The 22524-nt window shown below is 70.6% G+C and carries 19 protein-coding genes; 6 read left to right on the forward strand and 13 right to left on the reverse strand.

What is annotated here, in order from left to right; translation table 11 throughout:
* Positions 1-50 precede the first annotated feature (50 nt).
* Complete coding sequence (locus tag ABS41_RS06915) at positions 51-1943, forward strand: M13 family metallopeptidase (RefSeq protein WP_290592258.1); 1893 nt, start codon at positions 51-53, stop codon at positions 1941-1943.
* Entirely contained in the window at positions 1943-4792 is a 2850-nt protein-coding gene (gene rapA / locus ABS41_RS06920; protein WP_290592260.1) for an RNA polymerase-associated protein RapA, read from the forward strand. The genes ABS41_RS06915 and rapA overlap by 1 nt, the downstream gene beginning before the upstream one ends.
* Positions 4793-4798: 6 nt before the next feature.
* Here rapA and ABS41_RS06925 read toward each other — a convergent pair whose 3' ends face one another.
* Genes ABS41_RS06925 through ABS41_RS06935 form a run of 3 tightly spaced genes read right to left on the reverse strand, consistent with a single transcriptional unit; the run spans position 4799 to position 6813 of the window.
* Positions 4799-5704 (reverse strand): hypothetical protein, encoded by a 906-nt coding sequence (locus ABS41_RS06925; protein ID WP_290592262.1) that lies wholly within the window; start codon positions 5702-5704, stop codon positions 4799-4801.
* Between the two features lie 32 nt (positions 5705-5736).
* A complete protein-coding gene (locus ABS41_RS06930) occupies positions 5737-6396 on the reverse strand; it encodes a rhomboid family intramembrane serine protease (protein ID WP_290592264.1) in 660 nt (219 codons plus the stop codon).
* Positions 6397-6456: 60 nt separating this feature from the next.
* Positions 6457-6813 (reverse strand): MGMT family protein, encoded by a 357-nt coding sequence (locus ABS41_RS06935; RefSeq protein WP_290592266.1) that lies wholly within the window; start codon positions 6811-6813, stop codon positions 6457-6459.
* Between the two features lie 41 nt (positions 6814-6854).
* On the opposite strand from ABS41_RS06935, the gene ABS41_RS06940 reads away from it, so the two are divergent.
* Positions 6855-7262 carry a hypothetical protein gene (locus tag ABS41_RS06940; RefSeq protein ID WP_290592268.1) on the forward strand — a complete coding sequence of 136 codons (408 nt, stop codon included), beginning with the start codon at positions 6855-6857 and terminating at the stop codon, positions 7260-7262.
* 7 nt (positions 7263-7269) lie between these two features.
* On the opposite strand, the gene ABS41_RS06945 is transcribed toward ABS41_RS06940, so the two are convergent.
* Positions 7270-8394, reverse strand: coding sequence for an inorganic phosphate transporter (locus tag ABS41_RS06945; protein WP_290592270.1), 1125 nt, complete (start codon positions 8392-8394; stop codon positions 7270-7272).
* 3 nt (positions 8395-8397) lie between these two features.
* On the reverse strand, positions 8398-9027 hold the full coding sequence (locus ABS41_RS06950) for a DUF47 family protein (protein ID WP_290592272.1): 630 nt from the start codon (positions 9025-9027) through the stop codon (positions 8398-8400).
* 165 nt (positions 9028-9192) lie between these two features.
* On the opposite strand from ABS41_RS06950, the gene ABS41_RS06955 reads away from it, so the two are divergent.
* A complete protein-coding gene (locus ABS41_RS06955) occupies positions 9193-10548 on the forward strand; it encodes a hemolysin family protein (protein ID WP_290592274.1) in 1356 nt (451 codons plus the stop codon).
* 36 nt (positions 10549-10584) lie between these two features.
* On the forward strand, positions 10585-11220 hold the full coding sequence (locus ABS41_RS06960) for an exopolysaccharide biosynthesis protein (RefSeq protein ID WP_290592276.1): 636 nt from the start codon (positions 10585-10587) through the stop codon (positions 11218-11220).
* Here the strand turns inward: ABS41_RS06960 and ABS41_RS06965 are convergent.
* From ABS41_RS06965 to ABS41_RS06975, 3 genes are read right to left on the reverse strand one after another with little or no spacing between them, the layout of a single operon-like run.
* Positions 11209-13341 (reverse strand): EAL domain-containing protein, encoded by a 2133-nt coding sequence (locus ABS41_RS06965; RefSeq protein ID WP_290592278.1) that lies wholly within the window; start codon positions 13339-13341, stop codon positions 11209-11211. The two genes, ABS41_RS06960 and ABS41_RS06965, sit on opposite strands and share 12 nt — an antisense overlap.
* A complete protein-coding gene (locus tag ABS41_RS06970; protein ID WP_290592280.1) occupies positions 13338-14273 on the reverse strand; it encodes a phosphate/phosphite/phosphonate ABC transporter substrate-binding protein in 936 nt (311 codons plus the stop codon). The genes ABS41_RS06965 and ABS41_RS06970 overlap by 4 nt, the downstream gene beginning before the upstream one ends.
* 59 nt (positions 14274-14332) lie before the next feature.
* Positions 14333-15103, reverse strand: a complete 771-nt coding sequence (locus tag ABS41_RS06975) for an RNA methyltransferase (RefSeq protein ID WP_290592282.1) — start codon at positions 15101-15103, stop codon at positions 14333-14335.
* A 103-nt stretch (positions 15104-15206) separates the two neighbouring features.
* Here ABS41_RS06975 and ABS41_RS06980 point away from each other — a divergent pair, with 103 nt between their 5' ends.
* The gene (locus ABS41_RS06980) at positions 15207-16013 is read left to right on the forward strand and encodes an inositol monophosphatase family protein (RefSeq protein ID WP_290592284.1); all 807 of its coding nucleotides are present in this window, start codon (positions 15207-15209) and stop codon (positions 16011-16013) included.
* Between the two features lie 949 nt (positions 16014-16962).
* On the opposite strand, the gene secF is transcribed toward ABS41_RS06980, so the two are convergent.
* The 5 genes from secF to queA all read right to left on the reverse strand — a co-directional run bounded on the left by secF (position 16963) and on the right by queA (position 22439).
* Positions 16963-17895 carry a protein translocase subunit SecF gene (gene secF / locus ABS41_RS06985; protein WP_290593201.1) on the reverse strand — a complete coding sequence of 311 codons (933 nt, stop codon included), beginning with the start codon at positions 17893-17895 and terminating at the stop codon, positions 16963-16965.
* 54 nt (positions 17896-17949) lie between these two features.
* A complete protein-coding gene (gene secD / locus ABS41_RS06990) occupies positions 17950-19827 on the reverse strand; it encodes a protein translocase subunit SecD (RefSeq protein ID WP_290592286.1) in 1878 nt (625 codons plus the stop codon).
* A 56-nt stretch (positions 19828-19883) separates the two neighbouring features.
* Positions 19884-20225, reverse strand: coding sequence for a preprotein translocase subunit YajC (yajC, locus tag ABS41_RS06995; RefSeq protein ID WP_290592288.1), 342 nt, complete (start codon positions 20223-20225; stop codon positions 19884-19886).
* Between the two features lie 67 nt (positions 20226-20292).
* Positions 20293-21405, reverse strand: coding sequence for a tRNA guanosine(34) transglycosylase Tgt (gene tgt, locus ABS41_RS07000; protein ID WP_290592290.1), 1113 nt, complete (start codon positions 21403-21405; stop codon positions 20293-20295).
* Positions 21402-22439: a tRNA preQ1(34) S-adenosylmethionine ribosyltransferase-isomerase QueA gene (queA, locus tag ABS41_RS07005; protein WP_290592292.1), complete on the reverse strand. Its 1038-nt coding sequence runs from the start codon at positions 22437-22439 to the stop codon at positions 21402-21404. Before queA ends, tgt begins: the two co-directional genes overlap by 4 nt.
* Positions 22440-22524 lie beyond the last annotated feature (85 nt).

Raw genomic sequence — 22524 nt, forward strand, 5'->3', positions numbered from 1 at the left:
GCCCGGCCCGCCCGGGCGGTAGAATCGCGGTCCCCCAAGAGGAGTCCGCGATGTCCCTGCGCACCGCCCCCCTGTTTGCCGCCCTGCTCGTCAGCCTCGCCGCCGCACCGGCCGCCGCCCAGCGCGCGCCCGCCAAACCGGCCGCCTGCGTGGACTTCTACGCCCACGCCAACCACGACTGGCTGGCCAGGAACCCCCTGCCCGCCGGCGCCAAGGCCTACAGCCGCTGGGACGAGCTGACCGCCCTGGGCCTGGCCCAGCGCAACCAGGTGCTGGCCGCCACCACCGCGCCCGAGGGCGCCACCGTCTCCCTGCACCTGGCCCAGCTGTTCGCCTCGGCCCAGGACGAGGCCGCCATCGAGGCGGCCGGCATCAAGTCGCTCAAGCCGCTGATGGACGCCATCGACGGCATCCGCCGCCAGAAGGACATCGCTCCCGCCATCGCCCGCCTGCACGCCCTGGGCATGCCGGTGCTGGTGGACGTGCAGGTGCTGCGCGACGACAAGGGCCAGCCCTACGCCCAGCTGGGCGCCGGTGGCCTGGGCCTGCCCGACGCGGGCTTCTACACCGGCGGCGAGCCCGAGCTGGCCGCGGTGCGCACCCAGTACAAGGCCGCCCTGGCCGAGTGGCTGCGCCACGGCGGCGTGGCCCCGAAGGACGTGGCCGCGCAGGCCGAAGGCGCCTGGCAGTTCGAGCTGATCCTGGCCAACGCCACCGCGGCCGGCACGCCCTTCCAGGTGATGAAGATCGAGGACGCCCGGAAGATGGGCGGTGCCCTGCAGGTCGACGGCCTGCTCGCCGCGCACGGCCTCAAGGCCAGCCAGGTGGCCATGACCGGCCCGGCCTTCTTCCGCGCCCTGGACCAGATGATCAACCGCAACAAGCCCGAGCAGTGGCGCGCCTACCTGCGCGCCCAGGTGCTGCGCGAAATGGCACCGACGCTGGGCAAGTCGCTGCACGACCCGTGGGCCCGGCTCTACGACGTGACCCTGGGCGGCCAGGCCGAGCCCACCCCGCGCGCCGTGCGCGCCCGCCAGGCGCTAGAGGCCCGCGTGCCGGAGTTCCTGGACGCCGCCTATACCGAACGTTTCCTGCCGGTGCCGCGCCAGCGCCGCGCCCAGGAAATCGCCGACCAGGTACGCACCGCCGCTGCCGCCGCCATCGACCGCGCCCCCTGGCTCAGCGCCGCCGGCAAGGCCAACGCCCGCCAGCGGCTGGACGCGATGCAGGTGCAGGTGGGCCTGGACGTGCCCTCGAACGTGTTCGACGACCTCGTGTTCAAGCGCGACGACCTGGCCGGCAACGTGCTGGCCCTGCGCCGCTGGCTGATGAAGTACGCACTGGTGCGCGCCCGCTTCGCCTGGCCGGCCGAGCAGTGGCAGCCGCTCGTCGCCTACCTGCCCAAGGAAAACCGCCTGCTGGTGACTTCGGCCACGCTGCAGCCGCCGGTGATCGGCGATGCCGCCGACGCCGGCGACTACGGCAGCTTCGGCGGCCTGCTGGCGCAGCAGATGATGCTGGCCTTCCAGGCCTGGGACGGCGCCGACGCCACCGCCTGGAACCAGCGCGCCGCGCCCCTGGTGCCGCAGTACAACGCCTACTCGGCCACCGGCGGCGCCACCCGCGTCAACGGCACGCGCACGCTGTCGCAGAACCAGGCCGACCTGGCCGGCCTCGAGATCGCCTGGCAGGCCCTGGCCGCCGGCGGCGAGCCGGCCCAGCCGCAGGCCCAGGCCTTCTTCGCCGGCTGGGCCGGGCTGTGGGCGCGCCAGGACCAGGCGCAGGCCCTGGCCGACGCGCAGGCCACCGCCGACCACGCACCCGCGCGCTGGCGCGTGAACGGTCCGCTGGCCAACCTGCCGGCCTTCGGAAAGGCCCACGCCTGCCCGGCCCGCGCGGCCATGCAGCGCCCGGCCAAGGACCAGGTTTCGTTCTGGCGCTGATGGAAAACCCCTTCGCCCCCGGCCAACGCTGGTTCTCCAGCGCCGAACCCGAGCTGGGGCTCGGCACCGTGCTGCGGCTGGCGGGACGCCAGGTGCAGATCGTCTTCACCGGCTCGGGCGTGGTGCGTATGTACGCGCTGGGCTCGGCGCCGCTGCTGCGCGCGGTGTTCCGGCCGGGCGAGCGCGTGCGCGTGGCCGGCCGCGACCTCGACGTCGAGCGCGTCGAGCTGCGCGGCGTGCTCGTGCACTACCAGTGCGCGGGCGAGTGGCTGGCCGAGGGCGAGCTCGATGCCGAACAGCCGGTGTCGCAGGCCGACTCGCGCCTGCTCTCGGGCCGGGTCGATCGCAACGACCAGTTCGAGTTCCGGGTCGAGTGCCTGCGCCGCCGCGCCGAAGCCCGCGCGCATCCCGGCTGGGGCGTGCTGGGCGCGCGCATCGACCTGGTGCCGCACCAGCTGCAGGTGGCCGAGGCCGCCGCCGCGCGCCGCCCGCCGCGCCTGCTGCTGGCCGACGAAGTGGGCCTGGGCAAGACCATCGAGGCCTGCCTGGTGACCGCGCAGGCGCTGGCCTCGGGCCGCGCGCGGCGCGTGCTGGTGCTGGTGCCCGAGAGCCTGGTCAACCAGTGGTTCGTCGAGCTGCTGCGCCGCTTCAACCTCGCCTTCGCCATCTACGACGAGGAGCGCTGCGAATCGCTGGAGATGACCGAGCCCAAGGCCAATCCCTTCGAGGACGAGCAGTGCGTCATCGCCTCGGTCGACTGGCTGGCCAGCCACGAAAAGCGCGCCCGCCAGGCGCTGGAGGCCGGCTGGGACCTCTTGCTCGTGGACGAGGCGCACCACCTGGTGTGGACGCCTGAATTCTCGAGCCCGGGTTATGCGCTGGTGGAAGCGCTGTCGGCGCGCACGCCCGGCCTGCTGCTGCTCACCGCCACGCCGGAGCAACTGGGCCTGGGCGGCCACTTCGCGCGCCTGCGCCTGCTCGACCCGGCGCGTTACACCGACCTCGACGCCTTCCGCGCCGAAACCCGCGGCTACCTCGCGCTCTCGGGCCTGGCCGGCCGCCTGCTCGACGGCGAGTCGCTGACCACCGACGACCTGCAGTCGCTGGCGAAACTTTTCCCCGGCGAGGACGACCACCTCGCCCAGCGCCTGGGCCGCATCGCCAACGGCGACGCCGCCGAGCGCGACGCGCTGCTGGCCGACCTCGTCGACCGCCACGGCACCGGCCGGGTGATGGTGCGCAACCGCCGCGCTGCCGTGGGCGGGTTCCCGGTGCGCGTGCCGCACGTCGCCACCCTGCCCGCGCCGCAGGACCCGACCGTGCTCGGCCGCCTGCGCGCCGAATTCGCGCACGACGTGGGCGACACCGACGACGAACCCGAGCACGACTACGCGCGCGATCCGCGCATGGACTGGCTGCTCGAAACGCTCGAGGCGGTGGCACCGGCCAAGGTGCTGCTGCTGTGCCGCTCGCGCGCCAAGGTGCAGGCCATCGAGGAGGCGCTGCGCCTGCGCAGCGGCCTGCAGGTGGCCCGTTTCCACGAAGACATGAACCTGCTGCAGCGCGACCGCAACGCGGCCTTTTTCGCCGACCCGGAAGGCGCGCGCCTGCTGGTGTCGAGCGAAATCGGCGCCGAAGGCCGCAACTTCCAGTTCGCCCAGCACCTGCTGCTGTGGGACCTGCCGCTGCATCCGGACATGCTCGAGCAGCGCATCGGCCGCCTGGACCGCATCGGCCAGCGCGGCGACGTGAACATCCACGCCGCGGCGGTGGCCGGCAGCGCCCAGGAAGTGCTGCAGCGCTGGCTGCACGAGGGCCTCGATGCCTTCCGCCAGGTGCTGCCCGATGGCCGCGAGCTGCTGCGCAGCTTCGGCGCCGAGCTGCTGGACCTGGCCACCCAGGACGCCGACGCGCGCGAGCCGGCCTTCAGCGAGCTGCTCGAACGCAGCCGCGGCAAGCACGCCGAACTCTCGCGCCTGATCGCCGAGGGCCGCGACCGCCTGCTAGAACTCGGCAGCCGCGGCCTTGGCGAGGCCGACGCACTGCGCCGTGCGCTCGCCGAAGACGATGCCCACGCCGCGCTCGACGATTTCCCGCTGCGCCTGCTCGAAAGCTTCGGCGTGCACAACGAGCCGCTGGGCCCGAACACCTGGCTGCTCGATCCGGAGCACCTGACCGTGGACGGCTTCGAGGAACTGCGCCAGGGCCCGCGCGCCTGCACCACCGACCGCGCCACCGCGCTCTCGCGCGACGACCTGCTCTACCTGCGCCCCGACCACCCGCTGGTGCTTTCGGCGCTGGACCTGCTGGTCTCGGGCGAATCGGGCAACGCCGCCTTCCTGGTGGACGACGCGCTGCCGCCGCGCACCGTGGTGCTCGAGGCGGTGAACGTGATCGAGTGCGTGGCCGCGCGCCGGCTCGACATCGAACGCTGGCTGCCGCCGGCGCCGCTGTCGGTGGCGGTGGACACGCGCCTGCAGCCGCGCCCGGACTTCGCGCCGGGCGAGCGTGCCCGCCATCGCGCCGGCGACCGCGTGTTCGACCTCGGCCCGCAGCGCAAGGTGCTGGCGGCGCTGGTGCCGCCGATGCTCGAGCGCGCCCGCGAAACCGCGAAGGCCGCGGCCCAGGAGCGCATCGACGCGGCGATTGCGGCCGCGACGGCCTCCTTCGACGCCGAACTGGCGCGCCTGCGCGCGCTGGCGCGGGTCAACCCGGCGGTGCGCCCGTCTGAAATCGCCGCGCTGGAAGCCGAACGCGACGCCGTGCTCGCCGCCCTGCCCACCGCGCGCCCGCGCCTGGACAGCCTGCGCCTGGTCTCCAGCCCCGACTTCCTGCAGCTGCGCCGCTGATCGGGCTCAGTTCCGGATGCGCACCGAATGGTCGTCGTAGATCATCGGCAGCAGCACCGTGCGGGTCGGTGCGTCATCGGCCACGGCATTGAAGCGCAGGCGCAACACCGACGCCTTCAGCGCCTCGCCGGCGACCGGCCCGGGCAGGCTCTCGACCACCAGCGCCTGGCTCACCTCGCCCGAAGGCGCGACGTGCACGCGGAACAGGGCCATGCCCGGCTGGTTAAGACCGTGGCGGCGGACGGTGTTGTGGCCACCCGACAACCGCACACGCTTGCTGCTGACCAGTTCGGTCGGGAACGCCTCGCTCAGGGGCCGGCAGCGCGGGCCGGTGGTGTCCGCGTCGTTGCCCTGGCCTGCGAAACCGGCCTCGATGCGCGGCCCGGAACGCTCGAGCACCGCCATGACGCTGCCGGTGACCTTGTCGTCGGTCCTTTGGTCGGAAGGAAGCGCCGCGAAGGCGCGCCTGATCAGGTCGGCCTGGTAGGTCCGTTGCCTGCTGGGACTCCTGATCTGCGCATAGTGCGCATAGAGCTGGGCCCAGACCATGCCCGACATCGGATCGCCATGGGCCAGCTCGAGTTCGGCCAGGGAGGCCATTGCGGTCAGGTCACCGTCGAGCGCCGCGCCCTCCAGCAGTTCGCGCGCCTTCTTCAGGTCGGCATCGAGCAGCGCGGCCGGATGCTTCCGGCCCAGGCGGTAAAGCGCGCCCATCCTGAGCTTCTGGGTCGTCGTGGGGCCTTCCTGCTCCCAGCGCGCCAGCGTCTCGAGGCGGCGGGCCGGGTCTGCGTCCGGATCCTCCGGAAGTCCCGAGGCGTCGGGCTCGGCGCACAGCGGCAGCGCATCGTCGGCGCGGGCGTCGGCGGCAGGGGCAAGGGCGAACAACAGCACCAGCGGGAGCAGTCGCTTCATCTTGTTTTTCCGGGGGGTGGGGGGATGGGGGGTCAGCGAACGAGGCGCGGGCCGCGCGGCCGGAACGGTGGCTGGCCGCGCCAATAGCGGATCACCAGCCAGCCGAACAGCATGCCGCCCAGGTGCGCGAAGTGCGCCACGCCGGAGGCGGTGTTGAACACGCCCATCAGCAGCTCGATCGCACCGAAGACGATGACGAAGGTGCGCGCCTTCATCGGGATCGGCGGGATGAGCAGCATGATCTGGCGGTTGGGGAACAGCATCGCGTAGGCCAGCAGCAGGCCGAAGATGCCGCCCGAGGCGCCCACCGTCGGGTAGATGCCCTGGCCGGTGATGCCGCTGGTGACGACGACCAGCTGGATCAGGCCGGCGCCCGCCACACAGACGACGAAATAGGTGAGGAAGCGCCGCGAGCCCCAGGTCTGCTCCAGCGAGCCGCCGAACATGAAGATCGCCAGCGCGTTGAAGAACAGGTGGCCGAAGCTGCCGTGCAGCAGGCCGTAGCTGAGGATCTGCCAGGGCAGGAAGCCGACCGAGAACGGCAGGCCGTCGGGGCCGTTGCCGATCACGTGTTCGCCCAGCGGCCACAGCGCGAAATAGAAGATGGCGATGTCGGGCGCGAGCAGCTGTGCGAAGTAGGCCACCGCGAGGGCGATCAGCAGCGCCTTGGTGACCGGGGGCAATGCGTACATGCGGGCATCCGTCGGGGTGTCGGCCCCATGATAGCGGCAGCCGCGCCGCCGGCGCGCGCCTCAGCCCTTAGGCGCCCAGAGCATCTCGTCGAGGGTGGCGGCGGCGCGCTGGCCGCGCACGCGGCCGGCCTCGACGCGCACGCCCTCGGCGCGCAGGCGCTGCACCTGCTCGTCGAAGCCGGGCGAGCCCGGCGGGAAGGCGATGCGACCGTCCGAGCGCAGCACGCGGTGCCAGGGCAGGCCCGGCTCGTCGCCGGCCGAGAGGATGCGCGCCACCAGCCGCGCGCGGCCCGGCAGGCCGGCGCGGCGCGCGACCTCGCCATAGCCGGCCACCTCGCCCGGCGCCAGCGCGCGCACGGCCGCCAGCACGAGGCGGCGGTTGCGTTCGGCCGGGCTTTCCTTGGGCTTTGCGGGCATGGGCGCTAGGATACCCCCGTCCCCCCAGCGCCAGACCCGCCATGCAGAACTTCGAACAGATCCGCGCCCACCTCCAGGGCAAGTACAAGCTCACCGCCAGCGAGCCCTACCTGGTGTGCGTGCAGCTGTCGCTCGAGCAGGGCCGGCGCCACCAGAGCATCTTCCTGTCGGAAATGATGGGCGAGGACGGGCGCGCCTACCTGCGCGTGAGCACCGTGATCGCGCCGATGACCGGCATCGACGCCCGCCGCATGCTGGCCTTCAACTGGCAGAGCCCGGTGGGCTACCTGGCCATCGGCGAGCTCGACGGCGTGCCCTACCTGCAGCTGTGCGAGAACCGACCCTACGACAGCCTCGTGGCGGCCGAAGTCGACCGCCTGGTGCTCGAGATCGGCGGCCTGGGCGACCAGATGGAGCGCATGCTCTCCGCCGGCGGCGACCTGCTCTGAGCCAGGCTCAGTCCCAGCCCATCAGGACTACGGCTTCGTAGAGCAGCCAGGCCATGCCGCCGGAGGCGGGGATGGTCAGGATCCAGGCCCAGATGATCTTCTGGATGACGCTCCAGCGCAGCGCGCGCGGGTTCTTGGCCACGCCCACGCCCATGATCGCGGTCGAGATCGAGTGCGTGGTGGACACGGGCATGCCGAAGTAGGCGGCCATCGAGAGGATGGTGGCCGAGCTGGTTTCCGCGGCGAAGCCGTGGATCGGGTGCAGCTTGACCATCTTGTGGCCCAGCGTCTTGATGATGCGCCAGCCGCCGGCCGCGGTGCCGGCCGCCATCACCAGCGCGCAGGTGACCACGATCCAGGTCTCGATGCCGTCGCTGTCGCCCGGGTGCATGAAGGCCAGCCACGACGGCAGGTTGTCGAGCGTGCCCGCGGCCTCGGCGCCGATCAGGGCCAGGGCGATGATGCCCATGGTCTTTTGCGCGTCGTTGGTGCCGTGGGCGAAGCCCATGTAGGCGGCCGAGACGATCTGCGCCTTGCCGAAGGTGGCATTGACCCACTTGGGCCGCGAGATCCGCGCCAGCCAGCCGCCGGCGCCGTTCATCGCGCTGATGATGGCCATCAGCGCGCCCATCATGAAAAGGCCCAGCAGGAAGCCCGCCAGCGGCGAGCTGACCATCGGGATGATCACCTTCCAGAAGATGCCCTGGCTCTTGGTCCACACCTCGGCCGGCTGCGACCAGATCAGCACGTCGATATTGTTGCCGGTGGCCGCGAGCGCCGCGCCGATCAGGCCGCCGATGAGCGCGTGGCTCGACGAGGACGGCAGGCCGAACCACCAGGTGATCAGGTTCCAGATGATGCCGCCCGAGAGCGCGCAGATGAGTACCTGCGAACCCACCACCAGCACGTTGGCGTCGATGAGCCCCGAGGAGATGGTCTTGGCCACCGCCGTGCCCGACAGCGCGCCGATGAGGTTCATGATGGCCGCCAGCGACACCGCCTGGAAAGGCGTGAGCACCTTGGTGGCCACCACCGTGGCGATGGAGTTGGCGGTGTCGTGGAAGCCGTTGATGTACTCGAAGACGAGCGCCACCAGCACCACCACCAGCACCAGGATCAGCGCGGTGGACATCGATCAGGCGTTCTTGAGCACGATGTGGTAGACCACGTTGCCCGCGTCGCGGCACCGGTCGATGGCCTTCTCCAGGATCTCGAAGAGGTCCTTGAGGATGAGGTAGCGCATCGGGTCGGATTCGTTGGTGTAGGTGTCGCGGTAGAGCTCGAGGATGAGCCGGTCGGCCTCGGACTCGATGGCCTGCAGCTTGTCGTTGAGGGCCTTGGTGCCCTCGAGCGACATGCCCTTGCGCAGGTTGCCCACCATTTCCTCGAGCACCGCGCAGGCGCGCTCGAGCATGGCCGCGCGCGGCACGAAGTCGGCGTCGCCCACCCGCTCGGAGGCCAGCTCGTAGCGCTCGGCGAACTTCTCGACAACCTTGGGGATCTTGTAGAGCGCGCTCGAGAGCGCCTCGATGTCCTCGCGCTCGAGCGCGGTGACGAAGGTGTTCACCAGCTCCTGGCTGATCTGGGCCGCCAGGTCCTTCTCGCGCTGGCGGGCGAGCTTGAACTTCTCCAGGCTGCGCTGCGGCGGCGGGGTGGCCAGCAGCTCGGCCAGGGCCCGGGCGCTTTCCCGGGCGGCCGAGGCGCTGGCCTCGAGCAGGCCATAGAACTTGTCGCCCTTGCCGAAGATGGTCTGGAGGGAAAACATGGGCTGATCCTGTGCTTGAACGGGCTGGACGGCCCTTGGATGGCGCGTATGTTACATCCATGTGACGGCGCCCGGGCCGGGCCGGCACCCCGGCTATGGCATAGTTTCGCCATTCCCCCGCCCGCCCCTTTCCCGGAGTCCCGTGCCGGCCCAGTCCGGTAGCCCATGACCTTCGAACTCGCCCTCGTACTGTTCCTGATCCTTTGCAACGGCTTCTTCGCCATGTCGGAGATGTCCGTCGTCACCTCGCGCAAGGCCCGCCTGAAGCAAAAGGCCGAAGAGAGCCGCAGCGCCAAGGCCGCCCTGGAGCTCGCCGAGCACCCCGAGCGCTTCCTGTCCACGGTGCAGGTGGGCATCACCTCGATCGGCATCCTCACCGGCATCTTCGGCGGCGAGAGCATCGGCAACCGCATCGCCGCGGCCATCGCCCCGCTCGGCCTGGACACGCGCTTCGATGCGCTGCTGGTCGGCTGGGGCATCAACATCAACCTCAACCAGGCCATCGGCACCGCCGCGGCCGTCGCGATCATCACCTACTTCTCGATCATCCTCGGCGAACTGGTGCCCAAGCGCATCGCCCTGCTGGCGCCCGAGCGCATCGCCGCCGGCGTGGCCATGCCGATGAGCTGGGTCTCGAAGATCGCCACGCCCTTCGTCTGGCTGCTCTCGCTCAGCACCCGCACCATCATGCGCGTCCTGCGCCTGGACCGCGGCCAGGCCGACCAGGTGACGGAAGAGGAGATCCGCATGCTGGTGGCCGAGAGCCACGAGCAGGGCGTGATCGACGCCGGCGAGCGCAACATGATCAACCGCGTGCTGCGCCTGGGCGACCGCTCCAGCGCCGGCCTGATGACGCCCCGCACCCGCATCGTCTGGCTCGACGCCGCCGCCAGCTACGAAGAGAACCTGGTCACGCTGCGCGAGACGCCGTTCGCGCGCTATCCGGTCTACCGCGGCTCGGACGCCGAGGTGCTGGGCATCCTCGAGGCCAAGACCCTCACCCGCATGATCGGCCGCGAAGGCTCGAACGCCGAGCTGTTCCGCGAACTGCGCCCGGCGCTGTTCGTGTCCGAGTCCACCCAGGCGATGAAGCTGCTGGAGATCTTCCGCGAGGAGCAGCAGACCCTGGCCCTGGTGGTGGACGAATACGGCGACATCCAGGGCATGGTCTCGGCCAACGACCTGCTGGCCGCCGTGCTCGGCCGCGTGCAGGACATCGAGAGCACGCCCGAGGAAGCCCTGGTGGTGACCCGCAGCGACGGCTCCTACCTGGTCGATGGCCGCCTCTCGACCGAGGAACTGCGCGAGCTGCTCGCCCTCACCCGCCTGCCCGACGAGGAAGACGGCGACTACCACACCGCCGCCGGCATGGTGATCGCGCAGTTCGGCCGCATCCCGCACTCGGGCGAGCACTTCGACTGGGGCGGCTGGCGCTTCGAGGTGGTCGACCTCGACGGCGCGCGCATCGACAAGCTGCTGGTCGCACGCCTGCCCGAACCCGAACGCGAGGACGGGATTTAGAGCGGATAAAGGCGCCAGGCCACATAGTCCGGGCACATGACCCCCGCCGAAATCAGCACCCGCGCACTGCTCGACGCCCTCGCCGAGGGCAATGGCCAGGCCGACGCCGGACCGCTGACGCTGGGCCAGGTGCTCGACCGCTTCCGCGCCCGCGCCTTCGGCATCTTCCTGCTGCTTTCGGTGCTGCCGGCCTTCGTGCCGCTGCCGCTGGGCGCCGGCGCCGTCAGCGGCCCGCTGGTGAGCCTGGCCGGCCTGCAGATGCTGGCGCTGATGGCGCATCCCTGGGTGCCCGGCTTCCTCTCGCGCCGGCCGCTTTCGCGCGAGGGCGTGGCGAAGTTCCGCGACCGCACCTCGGGCCTGCTGCGCCGGCTGGAGAAACTCAGCCGCCCGCGCAACGAGCACCTGATCGACCACCCCGCGGCGCGCATGTTCACCGGCCTGCTGCTGGTGGTGCTGGGCTTCCTGCTGGCCCTGCCGATCCCGGCCACCAACTACCCCTTCGGCCTGATCCTGCTGGCCTATGCGGTCGCGCTGATCGAACGCGACGGCCGGCTGATGCTCGTGGCCTGGGCCCTGGGCATCGCCCAGATCGTGGTGATGGTGGTCTTCTCGGGCCACCTGGCCCGCGCGCTGGCCGACCTGGCCCGCTGGGCGGGCGGCCTACTGGGCTGAGCCTTCGCGGAAGGCGCGGCGCATGTCGTTGGCCGGCATCGGCCGGCCCAGCCAGAAGCCCTGGCCCTGGTCGCAGCCGCGCTCGCGCAGCACGGCATACTGGCCCTCGGTCTCGATGCCTTCGGCCACCACGGTGATGCCCAGCGAATGGGCCATGGCGATGATGGCCGAGGTCAGCGCCAGGTCGTCCGGGTCGCGCAGCACGTCGGCGACGAAGCTGCGGTCGATCTTCACGCCGTCCACCGGCACGCGGCGCAGGTGACTCAGGCCCGAAAAGCCGGTACCGAAGTCGTCCAGCCAAACCTTCACGCCGGTGGCGCGCAGGCGCGAGAGCAGCGCGCTGGCCTGGGCCTCGTCGCCCAGCACCGCGGTCTCGGTGAGCTCGAGGTGCAGCTGGCCGGGTTTGACGCCGGTGGCGGCGAGCGCGCTGGCCACCACGTCGGGCAGGTCGCCGGTGCGCAGCTGGCGCGGCGAGATGTTGACCGACACGAAGGGCGTCTCCTGGCCGGGCAGCACCCAGGTGGCCGCGTCGCGGCAGGCCTGCACCACCACGTGTCGGCCCAGGGCCTCGATCAGGCCGCTTTGTTCGGCCACTTCGATGAACACCGAGGGCGGCACCACGCCCAGGCGCGGGTGCTCCCAGCGGCACAGCGCCTCGGCGCCCATCGGGCGGCCGTCGGCGAGGCGGTAGATGGGCTGGTAGTGCAGGCTCAGTTCGCCGCGCTCCCAGGCGCCGCGCAGTTCTTCCTCGAGCTGCACGCGGCGCTCGACGGCCTGGTCCATGGCCTTGGAATAGAAGCGGTAGCAGCCCTTGCCGGCCACCTTGGCCTGGTACATCGCGATGTCGGCGTTCTTGAGCAGCTGGCCGGCGCTGGCGGCGTCGAAGGGGAACAGGGTGATGCCCACCGAGGCGCCCAGGAACACCTGCCGGCCCTGCAGCACCAGCGGACGCTGCACTTCCTCGATCAGGGCCTCGGCCAGGCGGCCGGAACTGGCGCGGATGTCCTCGGCCATGAACAGCACGATGAACTCGTCGCCGCCGAAGCGGGCGATCTCGGCGCCCTGCCCGCCCAGGCGCTCGACCGTCATGCGGATGCGCACCGACAGCTGGCCCAGCACCTCGTCGCCGGCCTCGTGGCCCAGGGTGTCGTTGACGCGCTTGAAGTCGTCGAGGTCGACGAACAGCAGCGCCAGTTCGCCGCTGCTGGCCTGAAGGGTGAGCAGGCGGTCGTCGAGGGCCTCGCGGAAGGCCAGGCGGTTGGACAGGCCGGTGAGCGAGTCGGTGTAGGCCATGCGGCGGATATCGCGGTCGTGGCGCGCCACGGCCTCGCTCATGCGCACGAAGCCGCGCACCAGGTCGCCCAGTTCGTCCTGGCGCTCGGAGTGCAGCGCCACCTCGTCGTAGCGGCCATGCTCGATGCGCCCGGCCGCCTCGGCCAGCGCGCTGATCGGCTGCACGATGCGCCGCTGCAGCAGCCACATGGCGCCGCAGGCGATGCCCAGCAGCGCCACCAGCAGGGTGATGATCCAGGCCAGCTGGGCCTGGCTGGCCGCGCTCAGGCGCTGCTCCAGCGGCCCCATGACCTCGATTTCGCGGCGGTCGGCGTTTTCGCGCGACAGGCCCACGCGCACGCCGCCGATTCGCTCGCCGCCGATGCGCACCGGGCTGGCGACGTCGAGCACCTTCTCGCTCCACTGCCCGTGCGGGCCTTCGGCCTGCAGGGCCTCGTAGGCCATCGGGTCGGCCATGGGCTGGCCGAAGGCCGGGATGTCGCCCGAACCGTCGTGCAGCACCTGGCCTTCGGCGTCGTGGATGATCACGTAGGCCACGTCCGGCTGGCGCAGCGTGGCGCGGGCCAGTTCGCCGAGCGCGGCCAGGTCCAGGTAGTACAGCGGGTTGGTGGCCGCGTCGGCCAGCTGGCTCGACAGGGTCTGGCCGCGGCTGAGCAGGCCCTCCCGGGCCAGCTCGCGCACCGCGCCGGCGCTGAGCGAATGGGCGTCCTCGTTGCTGCGCTTGGTGTGCAGCCACAGCGCCGCGAACAGCGCCGACACCACCAGCATCACCGCGGCCAGCAGCCACACCAGTTCGCCGCGCAGTCCGAGCCGGAAGGGCAGCTTCATTCCAGGGCCTCGCGCACGTCGCGGGCGCCGCGGCGCAGTTCCTCGAGCGCGGCCCGGGTTTCGGCGTCGGACTCGTAGAAGCCGGTGGTGCGGAAGAACTGCCGCAGCGCCTCGCGCGCCTGCGGGTCGTCGGCGGCACCGAGCAGCACTTCCTTCAGGCGCGCGGCGACCTCGGGACGCATGTCGGCGTTCACCAGTTCCATGGCGCGCGGCACCGGCCCGGTGGTGTGGATCACCACCAGGTCGCGGCGGAAGGCATCGGAGACGCGCAGCAGCGACTCGAAGTCCTGGTCGCTGAAGCCGCCGGCGTCCACCAGGCGCTTGTGCACCCAGGTGCCGAGGTTGGCGTCGGTGTTGGCGAAGACGTAGCCCACCGAGCCCGGATCGGCGTCGTCGAGCGGCGAAATCATCAGGTTCATCGGCAGGCCGCGCTCGCGCAGCACCATGGCCGGCACCAGGTAGGCGCTGGTGGACGAGGGCGACTGGAAGGCGATGGTGTGCCCGCGCAGCTGCGAGAGCTCGGTGATGCCGCTGTCGCGGTGGGTGAAGATGACGCTGCGGTACTCGCGCGAGCCGCTGCGTTCGGTCAGCAGCAGCGGCCGGGCGCCTACCCTGTCGGCCAGCAGCAGGCCGGTGCCCGGGGTCTCGGTGACCCAGTCGACCTTGCCGCGGCGCAGGTAGCTCATCATCTGCTGCGGGTCGCGCGCCATCAGCACTCGGCCCTCGGTGATGCCGACGTCGGCCATGCGCGGCACGACGTAGTCGAGCAGCGGCTTGAGCTGTTCGTAGTGGCGACGCGGGTCGTCGCTGATGCGGCCCAGCACGAGCACGCCGTCCTCGGTGGCCTGGGCCAGGCCGGAAAGCAGCAGGAGCAGCGGGAAAGCCAGACGCGCCAGGCCACCGGGTATTGCGCTGGGGGACTTGGGCGTCACTGGGGGCTCGTGGACTCGGGTGGCGGCCCGGCTACTGTATTCGCCCGGCCGCGGCGGCGCTAGGCTCCCGCGGCGCGGGCCAGCCGCGCCATGCGCTGGGCCTCGGACAGGATGCCGCGCAGGATCTTGACCTCGCGGCTGTCCAGCCCGGCCCGCAGGTAGAGCCGGCGCAGCCGCGCCATCACCATCTCCGGCGCCCGGCCCTTGTGGAAGTCGATGTCGTCCAAGGCCTCGGCCAGGTGCCCGAACAGGCGTTCGAGCTCGTCGGCGGTGGCCGGCGGCTCGGCGTCCGGGGCCGGCGCGGGGCGACCCACCGGCAGCTGGCCGCCGGCGGCCTCGAGCACGGCAAGGCGAAGTTCATAGGCCAGCACCTGCACGGCCGCGGCGATGTTGAGCGAGGCGAAGCCCGGGTCGGTGGGGATGCATACCGAGGCGTGGCAGCGCTGCAGCTCCTCGTTCTCCAGGCCCGTGCGCTCGCGGCCGAACAGCAGGGCCACGGGGCCTTCGGCGGAGGCCTGCACCAGCTGGCGGGCGGCCTCGCGCGGGCTGAGTTCGGGCAGGGGCACGGTGCGCCGCCGGGCGCTGGTACCCACCACCAGGCGGCAGCCGGCCAGGGCCTGCAGCAGGTCGCCATGCACCGGCGCGGCGGCGAGCAGGTCGTCGGCGCCGGCGGCCAGGGCCACGGCCTCCGGGTCGGGGAAGCGCTCGGGCGCGACCAGGTGCAGGGCCGACAGCCCCATGGTCTTCATGGCCCGGGCGGCCGAGCCGATGTTGCCCGGGTGCTGGGTGCCGACGAGGACGATCCGGAGGTTCTTGGCTTCGATACTCATGAATTTAGAGCCCCGCCCCGGGGCAACCTGTTATCCTTGCGGCGCGCCGGCGACGACCGGCCCCTTGTTCTTCACACAATCCAGCGGTCATTCGGACGGGAATATGCAGAAACCTGTCGTCAACGTCATGGTCAAGGCGGCCCGTTCGGCCGGCAACCTGATCTTGCGCCACATGGGCAAGCTCGACGCCCTCAACGTCTTCGAGAAGTCGAAGCTCGACTACGCCAGCGAGGTCGACGCCGAAGCCGAGGCCGTGATCATACGCGAGCTGCGCCGGGCCTTCCCCGACTACGCCATCCTCGGCGAGGAGTCGGGCGCCATGGGCAAGGGCCGCCACACCTTCGTCATCGACCCGCTGGACGGCACCTCGAACTACCTCCGGGGCTGGCCGCATTTCTGCGTGTCGATCGCGCTGGTCGAAAACGGCGAGCCGGTGCACGGCGTGGTCTTCGACCCGCTGCGCAACGAGCTGTTCACCGCCTCCAAGGGCGCCGGCGCGCTGCTCAACGACAAGAAGATCCGCATCGGCGAGCGCAAGGACCTCAAGGGCGCGCTGCTGGTGACGGGCTTCCCGCCGCGCGAGCGCCCGCGACTGGCGCCGCACCTGGACGCCATCCGCGGCATGCTCTCGGAGGCCGAGGACATCCGCCGCACCGGTTCGGCCGCGCTCGACCTGGCCTACGTGGCCTGCGGCCGCGCCGACGCCTACTTCGAGGCCGGCGTGAAGCCCTGGGACATCGCCGCGGGCCTGCTGCTGGTGCGCGAAGCCGGTGGCCGCACCTGCGACTTCCTGGGCCGCGGCGACAACCTGCTCAACTCGGGCCAGATCATCGCCGGCAACCTCAAGATCAGCGAAGTGCTCCAGCGCGCCGTCTACTCCACCAACTACGCCGCCGCCTTCTCCGCCTGACCTGTGGGAGGGCCTTCAGGCCCGAGCTGCCAGGAGATCCCAGCGCCCGCCTTTCTTCGCTCTGGCACAGCGCAAGAAGAAGGATCTTCTCCCACCTGAGGCTATGGCGCCGTCGTCACCGGGAAAGCGAGGATCGATTCCTCCTCCGTGAAGCCTTTATGTCGGAGGAATCGACCCTCGCTTTCCCGGCGCCGCCGGTGCGTGCCGGCTTGGGCGCCCAACGGAAGGCCCGTGGCTGCGGGCTCCGATGCTTGCGCGTGGGGATCAGGACCAAGGCGGTCCATCTTTCTCGCTGACCTCGTTTAGCTAAGCAGTTCAAGGCCAGTGGCCGCCGACGGCCCATCGTTACGCGTCCCTCCGGACGCGAGATGCCGAGTCCTGGCCAGCGTGGAAGGTGGCCAGAGTGGGAGTCCTATCCGCCCGGCGGCGGGTGTGAGGGCGAGGCCTGGAGCCTGAGTCCATTCTTTTCCGACGACGCCTCGGCGATCGCTACGGAGCGGTCGGAAAAGCATGGGCCGCCCATCACCGCCAAGGCACCGCACCCGCCGCCGGGCGGATAGGTCCATCAATCTAGCCATCTTCCGGGCTCGCGGTGGCGCCACTCCCAGCGTCCGGAGGGACGCGTCGCGATGGGCCACAGCGGCATTCAGGCCGTGAACCGGGTTAGCCAAACCTGATCAGCAGGAAAGATGGACCGCCTTGGTCCTGATCGGTACGCGCAAGCATCGGAGCCCGCAGCCACGAGCCTTCCGTTGGGCACCCAAGACGAAACGCACCGGCGACGCCGCGGAAGTGGAGGTCACTTCCTTCGACATAAAGGCTTCACGGAGAAGGAAGTGACCTCCACTTCCGCGGTGGCGACGGCGCCAGAGCCGACCCCGGACTTGGGAGAAGAACCAAGAAAAAGGCCCGCCGATGGCGGGCCTTTTCGTTGCTGCGAACGCAGGAGTTACGGCCGGCGCGCCAGCTCGGCTTCGACGTCCTCGCGGGCCTTGGGCATCAGGTCCTGCTTGGTGACGCCGAGCAGCAGCAGGATCGGGCAGGCCACCAGGATCGAGCTGAGCGTGCCGATGACGATGCCGATCATCTGCGACTCGGCCATGCCCTTGAGCGAATTGCCGCCGTAGAGGTACAGCGCCAGCACGGTCAGGAAGGCCACGAACGAGGTGATGATCGTGCGCGAGAGCGTCTGGTTGATCGAGCGGTTGAGCACTTCGCTGGGCTCGATCTTGCTGAGCAGGCGGAAGTTCTCGCGCACGCGGTCGAACACCACGATCTTGTCGTTGATCGAGAAGCCCATCACCGACAGGATGCCGGCCAGCACCGTCAGGTCGAACTCGTGCTGGTTGAGCGCGAACCAGCCGCACACCAGCAGGATGTCGCCCAGGGTCGCGACCACCGAGGCCACCGCGAACTTGAACTCGAAGCGGACCGCGATGTAGGCCAGGAAGCCCAGGGCCACGAAGATGGCCGCGTACATGCCGTTGAGCGCCAGCTCGTTGCCGATCTGCGGGCCGACGAAGTCGCTGCGGATCACCGTGCCGGGGTTGTCCGGGCTCTGGGCGACCAGCAGGATCGAGGTGCCCGCCTGCTCGGCCGGCGGTGCGGCCTCGGGGCCGGCGCCTTCCTTCATCTCCGGCGGCTGCAGGCGGATGACGATGTCGTTGCCCGAGCCGAAGGTCTGCACGATCGGGCTCGAATAACCGGCCGCCTCGAGGCGGGTGCGGATGCCCTCGACGTCGGCGGGCTTCTCGAACTCGATCTCCACCACCGTGCCGCCGGTGAAGTCGAGCGCGTAGTTGAAGCCCTTCGTCGCGAGGAAGAACACCGACGCCAGCATCAGCGCGATGAACACGCCAACCGTGGCGTGCCGCGCATTCATGAACTTGATGTTGCTGTTGGACGGGAAGAGTTCCACGCCGTCTCTCCTGTTCGTTCAGATCGCGATCTTGGCGAGCTTCTTGCGCTTGCCGTAGATCAGGGTGGCGATGCCGCGCGACACCGAAACCGCGGTGTACATCGAGGTGATGATGCCGAGGATCAGGGTGATGCCGAAGCCGCGGATCGGGCCGGAGCCGAACACCGCCATGGCAACGCCCGCCAGCAGCGCGGTGGTGTTGGCATCGGTGATGGTGCCCGAGGCCTTGTCGTAGCCGTTGGCGATCGATGCCAGCGGCGTGTTGCCGTTGCGCAACTCCTCGCGGATTCGTTCGTTGATCAGCACGTTCGCGTCCACCGACATGCCCACCGTCAGCGCGATGCCGGCCAGGCCGGGCAGCGTGAGCGTGGCGCCGATGACCGACATCAGGGCCACCACCATCAGCAGGTTGAGCAGCAGCGCCAGGTTGGTGACGATGCCGAACATCTTGTAGTAGACGAGGAAGAACACCAGCACCAGCATGAACGACCAGAACACCGCCTGCGTACCGGCGGCGATGTTGGCCGCGCCCAGGCTCGGGCCGATGATGCGCTCCTCGATGATCACCATCGGCGCGGCCAGCGAGCCGGCGCGCAGCAGGCGGGCCAGGTCGGTGGCCTCCTGCTGGCTGTCGAGGCCGGTGGTCTGGAAGTTCTTGCCGAACACGCCCTGCAGGCGCGCGGCGTTGATCACTTCCTCGCTGACGCGGGAGGTGACCACTTCCTTGCCATCGACGATCTTCACCTCGGGGATGGTCTCGATGTAGACCGCCGCCATCAGCTGGCCGACGTTCTCGCGGGTGTGCGCCAGCATGCGGTTGCCGCCGGCGTTGTTGAGCTCGATCTGCACCGCCGGCGTGCCCGACTGCGGGTCGGGGCTGGAGGTGGCGTTGACCAGCTGGTCGCCAGAGACGATGACCCGGCGCGAGAGCAGGATCGGCCGGCGCTTGCCGTCCGGGCCCAGTTCGCGGCTGTAGTACAGGCGCGCGTTGGGCGGCACCACGCCGGTGGTGGCGGCGCGGATGGCGTCGTTGCCGTAGTCGATGACGTGGCGGTACTCGAGCGTGGCGGTGGCGCCGATGAGCTTGCGGGCTTCGGCGGTGTCCTGCACGCCCGGCAGCTGCACCACGATGCGGCTGTCGCCCTGGCGCTGGATCACCTGCTCGCCGACGCCCAGGCTGTTGATGCGGTTCTCGAGCGTGGTGCGGTTCTGCTCGATGGCGCCGTCCATGATGCTCTGGATGAGCGCCGGCGTGAGGCGCGCCACGAAGCGGCCCGGCTGGGCCGGGTCGGCCTGCAGCTGCAGCTCCGGCGCCTCGCGGGCGATGGCCGCGAACACGGCCTGCATGTCGGTGCTTTCGGCCAGCAGCACCTGGATGCCGTCGGCGGTGCGCGAGACGCTGGTGTAGGCGAACTTGCCGTTGCGCAGCACGCCCGAGATCTCGTCGGCGAAGGCGTTGGCGCGCTTGTCGATGGCGGCCTGCTGGTCGACCTCGAGCAGGAAGTGCACGCCGCCCTGCAGGTCCAGGCCCATGGCCATCTGCCGGGCGCCGAAGCTGGCGAGCCAGTCGGGCACGGTCGAGGCGAGGTTCAGCGCCACCGTGTACTGGCCGCCCAGGTCCTGGCGCAGGAAGTCGGCGACGCGGGTCTGCTCGTCGGGGTTGGTGGTGCGGACGACGAGGCGCTCGCCCTCGATGGCGACCGACTTGGCCGGCAGCGACTGCTGCTCGAGCGCGCCGCGCACCCGCAGCAGCAGGCCTTCGTCGATGGTGGCGCCGCGGTTGGCCGCGATCTGCACGGCCGGGTCCTGCGGATACAGGTTGGGCAGCGAGTAGAAGGCGGAGAGCGCGATCAGGATCGCGGCCAGGGCGTACTTCCAGGTGGCGTACTGAAGCATGGGCGACAACCGTTGGCGGCCCTTTCAGGGCCGTGGGTGGATCGGATGGGGACGAATCAGGCCGACTTCAACGTGCCCTTGGGCAGGACGGCGGTGATGGCGCCGCGCTGGACCTTGATGGCGACCTTGTCGGCCACCTCGACGGTGACGAAGCTCTCGCCCAGGTCCTCGATGCGGCCGGCGATGCCGCCGTTGGTGAGCACTTCGTCGCCCTTCTGCAGCTTGGCGACCAGCTCGCGGTGCTCCTTGGCCTTCTTCATCTGCGGGCGCAGCAGCAGGAACCAGAACACGATGAACAGGACGATCAGCGGCAGCAGGCTCATCAGCGGGCTGGCCGGGGCCGGGCCGCCGGCGGCCTGGGCGGCGGCGGGGGAAACGAGGAAATCGAGCAGGTTCATGGACTTGCGTATCCGTATGGAAAGACCAGCGGGCAAGTATGCCACAGGCGCCGGGGGGTCCCCTGCCTCAGTCGGGCGCCCGGGCGGCGTGGAAGGCCGCCCGCCACTCGGCGAACCGGCCGGCCTCGATGGCCGCCCGGATCTCCCGCATCAGCTGCTGGTAGTGGTGCAGGTTGTGGATGGTGGCCAGCATCGAGCCCAGGATCTCGTTGCAGCGGTCGAGGTGGCGCAGGTAGCTGCGGCTGTAGCCGCTGGCGCAGGTGTAGCAGGTGCAGCCGGGCTCGATCGGGCGCAGGTCCTTGTCGTACTTCGCGTTGCGGATGCGCACCTGGCCGCCGCGCACGAAGTAATGGCCGTTGCGGGCGTTGCGGGTGGGCATGACGCAGTCGAACATGTCGATGCCGCGCGCCACCGCCTCGACGATGTCCTCGGGCTTGCCCACGCCCATCAGGTAGCGCGGCTGCGCTTCCGGCAGCAGCGGGCAGAGCGCGTCGAGCGTGGCGTTGCGCTCCTCGGGCGGTTCGCCCACGGCCAGGCCGCCGACGGCGTAGCCATCGAAGCCGATCGCCCGCAGGCCCTCGGCCGAGCGCGCGCGCAGGTCGAAGTGGGTGCCGCCCTGGACGATGCCGAACAGCGCCGCGTCGTTGCCTTCGTGGGCGCGCTTGCTGCGCTCGGCCCAGCGCAGGCTCAGCTCCATCGACTTGCGCGCCACCGGCTCGGTGGCCGGGTACGGCGTGCACTCGTCGAACACCATCACGATGTCCGAGTCGAGCGCGCGCTGCACCTGCATGCTCACCTCGGGCGAGAGGAAGACGCGGCTGCCGTCGGTGGGCGCGGCGAAGGTGACGCCCTCCTCCGTGATCTTGCGCCGCTTGGCCAGCGACCAGACCTGGAAGCCGCCGCTGTCGGTGAGGATGGGGCCATCCCATTTGCAGAAGCCGTGCAGGCCGCCGTGGGCCTCGATCACCTCCATGCCCGGGCGCAGCCACAGGTGGAAGGTGTTGCCCAGGATGATCTCGGCGCCGATGGCGCGCAGCGACTCGGGCAGCATGGCCTTGACCGTGCCGTAGGTGCCCACCGGCATGAAGGCCGGGGTTTCGACCGTGCCGCGCGGGAAATGCAGGCGGCCACGGCGGGCGGCGCCGTCGGTGGTGATTTTTTCGAAGCGAAGGCGGCTCACCGGGCGGCCTCCTGCGGAAACAGCAGCATGGCGTCGCCGTAGCTGAAGAACCGGTAGCGCTGGCGCACGGCGTGCCCGTAGGCGGCCAGGATGCGCTCGCGCCCGGCGAAGGCGGACACCAGCATCAGCAGGGTGCTCTCGGGCAGGTGGAAGTTGGTGACCAGGGCGTCGACGCTGCGGAAGCGGTAGCCCGGGAAGATGAAGATGTTGGTCTCGCCGGCGTAGGGCTTGAGCGCGCCGTCGCGCGAGGCGGTCTCGAGCGCGCGCACCACGGTGGTGCCCACGGCGATCACGCGGCCGCCGGCGGCGCGGGTGCGCGCCACCTGCTGGCACAGGTCGGCGCCGACGTTGAGCCACTCGCTGTGCATGGTGTGTTCGTGCACCGACTCCACGCGCATGGGCTGGAAGGTGCCCGCGCCCACGTGCAGGGTGACGTGGCCGAAGTTCACGCCCTTGGCCTCAAGCGCCGCCAGTAGCGGCTGGTCGAAGTGCAGGCCGGCGGTGGGCGCGGCCACGGCGCCGGCGTGGCGGGCGAACACGGTCTGGTAGCGCTCGAGGTCGGCGCTGCCGGCCTCGCGCTGGATGTAGGGCGGCAGCGGCATGCGGCCGGCGCGCAGCAGCACCTTCTCCATCGGCTCGTCGGTGAGGAAGCGCAGGCGGTAGAACTCGCCCTCGCGCCCCAGCACCTCAAGCAGCGTGCCCTCGTCGAGCGTGATGCGGCCGCCGGGCTTGGGAGACTTGCTCGCGCCCACCTGCGCCAGCACTTCGTGCGCGCCGGTCAGGCGCTCGAGCAGGATCTCGACCCGTCCGCCGCTTTCCTTGCTGCCGAACAGGCGCGCCGGGATGACGCGGGTGTCGTTGAACACCAGCAGGTCGCCGGCATGCAGGTAATCAGGCAGGTCGCGCACCTGGCGGTCGCCATAGGGCAGGTCGCCGGGCGGCACGACCAGCAGCCGGCTGGCCGAACGCTCGGCCAGCGGCGCCTGGGCGATCAGCTCCGGCGGCAACTCGAAATTGAAATCGGACTTCTTCAAGGCAACCCTACCCCTCTGCGGCCCGCCATTATGAAAGAAACGGGGTCAGGTTCACTTCCGGGGCGGCCTGAAGGCCGCCCCGGAA

The organism is Arenimonas sp. SCN 70-307 (assembly GCF_001724815.1).
GTDB lineage: Bacteria > Pseudomonadota > Gammaproteobacteria > Xanthomonadales > Xanthomonadaceae > Arenimonas.

Excerpts from the sequence above, each read along its gene's own strand:
- ABS41_RS06935 (WP_290592266.1), bottom strand. The coding sequence starts at position 6,813 with ATGCCCGCAAAGCCCAAGGAAAGCCCGGCCGAACGCAACCGCCGCCTC.
- ABS41_RS06975 (WP_290592282.1), bottom strand. The coding sequence starts at position 15,103 with ATGAGTATCGAAGCCAAGAACCTCCGGATCGTCCTCGTCGGCACCCAG.
- ABS41_RS06955 (WP_290592274.1), top strand. The coding sequence starts at position 9,193 with ATGACCTTCGAACTCGCCCTCGTACTGTTCCTGATCCTTTGCAACGGC.
- ABS41_RS06950 (WP_290592272.1), bottom strand. The coding sequence starts at position 9,027 with ATGTTTTCCCTCCAGACCATCTTCGGCAAGGGCGACAAGTTCTATGGC.
- yajC (WP_290592288.1), bottom strand. The coding sequence starts at position 20,225 with ATGAACCTGCTCGATTTCCTCGTTTCCCCCGCCGCCGCCCAGGCCGCC.
- secD (WP_290592286.1), bottom strand. The coding sequence starts at position 19,827 with ATGCTTCAGTACGCCACCTGGAAGTACGCCCTGGCCGCGATCCTGATC.
- ABS41_RS06930 (WP_290592264.1), bottom strand. The coding sequence starts at position 6,396 with ATGTACGCATTGCCCCCGGTCACCAAGGCGCTGCTGATCGCCCTCGCG.
- secF (WP_290593201.1), bottom strand. The coding sequence starts at position 17,895 with ATGAATGCGCGGCACGCCACGGTTGGCGTGTTCATCGCGCTGATGCTG.
- ABS41_RS06915 (WP_290592258.1), top strand. The coding sequence starts at position 51 with ATGTCCCTGCGCACCGCCCCCCTGTTTGCCGCCCTGCTCGTCAGCCTC.
- ABS41_RS06980 (WP_290592284.1), top strand. The coding sequence starts at position 15,207 with ATGCAGAAACCTGTCGTCAACGTCATGGTCAAGGCGGCCCGTTCGGCC.
- ABS41_RS06965 (WP_290592278.1), bottom strand. The coding sequence starts at position 13,341 with ATGAAGCTGCCCTTCCGGCTCGGACTGCGCGGCGAACTGGTGTGGCTG.
- ABS41_RS06940 (WP_290592268.1), top strand. The coding sequence starts at position 6,855 with ATGCAGAACTTCGAACAGATCCGCGCCCACCTCCAGGGCAAGTACAAG.
- ABS41_RS06960 (WP_290592276.1), top strand. The coding sequence starts at position 10,585 with ATGACCCCCGCCGAAATCAGCACCCGCGCACTGCTCGACGCCCTCGCC.
- ABS41_RS06945 (WP_290592270.1), bottom strand. The coding sequence starts at position 8,394 with ATGTCCACCGCGCTGATCCTGGTGCTGGTGGTGGTGCTGGTGGCGCTC.
- ABS41_RS06925 (WP_290592262.1), bottom strand. The coding sequence starts at position 5,704 with ATGAAGCGACTGCTCCCGCTGGTGCTGTTGTTCGCCCTTGCCCCTGCC.
- rapA (WP_290592260.1), top strand. The coding sequence starts at position 1,943 with ATGGAAAACCCCTTCGCCCCCGGCCAACGCTGGTTCTCCAGCGCCGAA.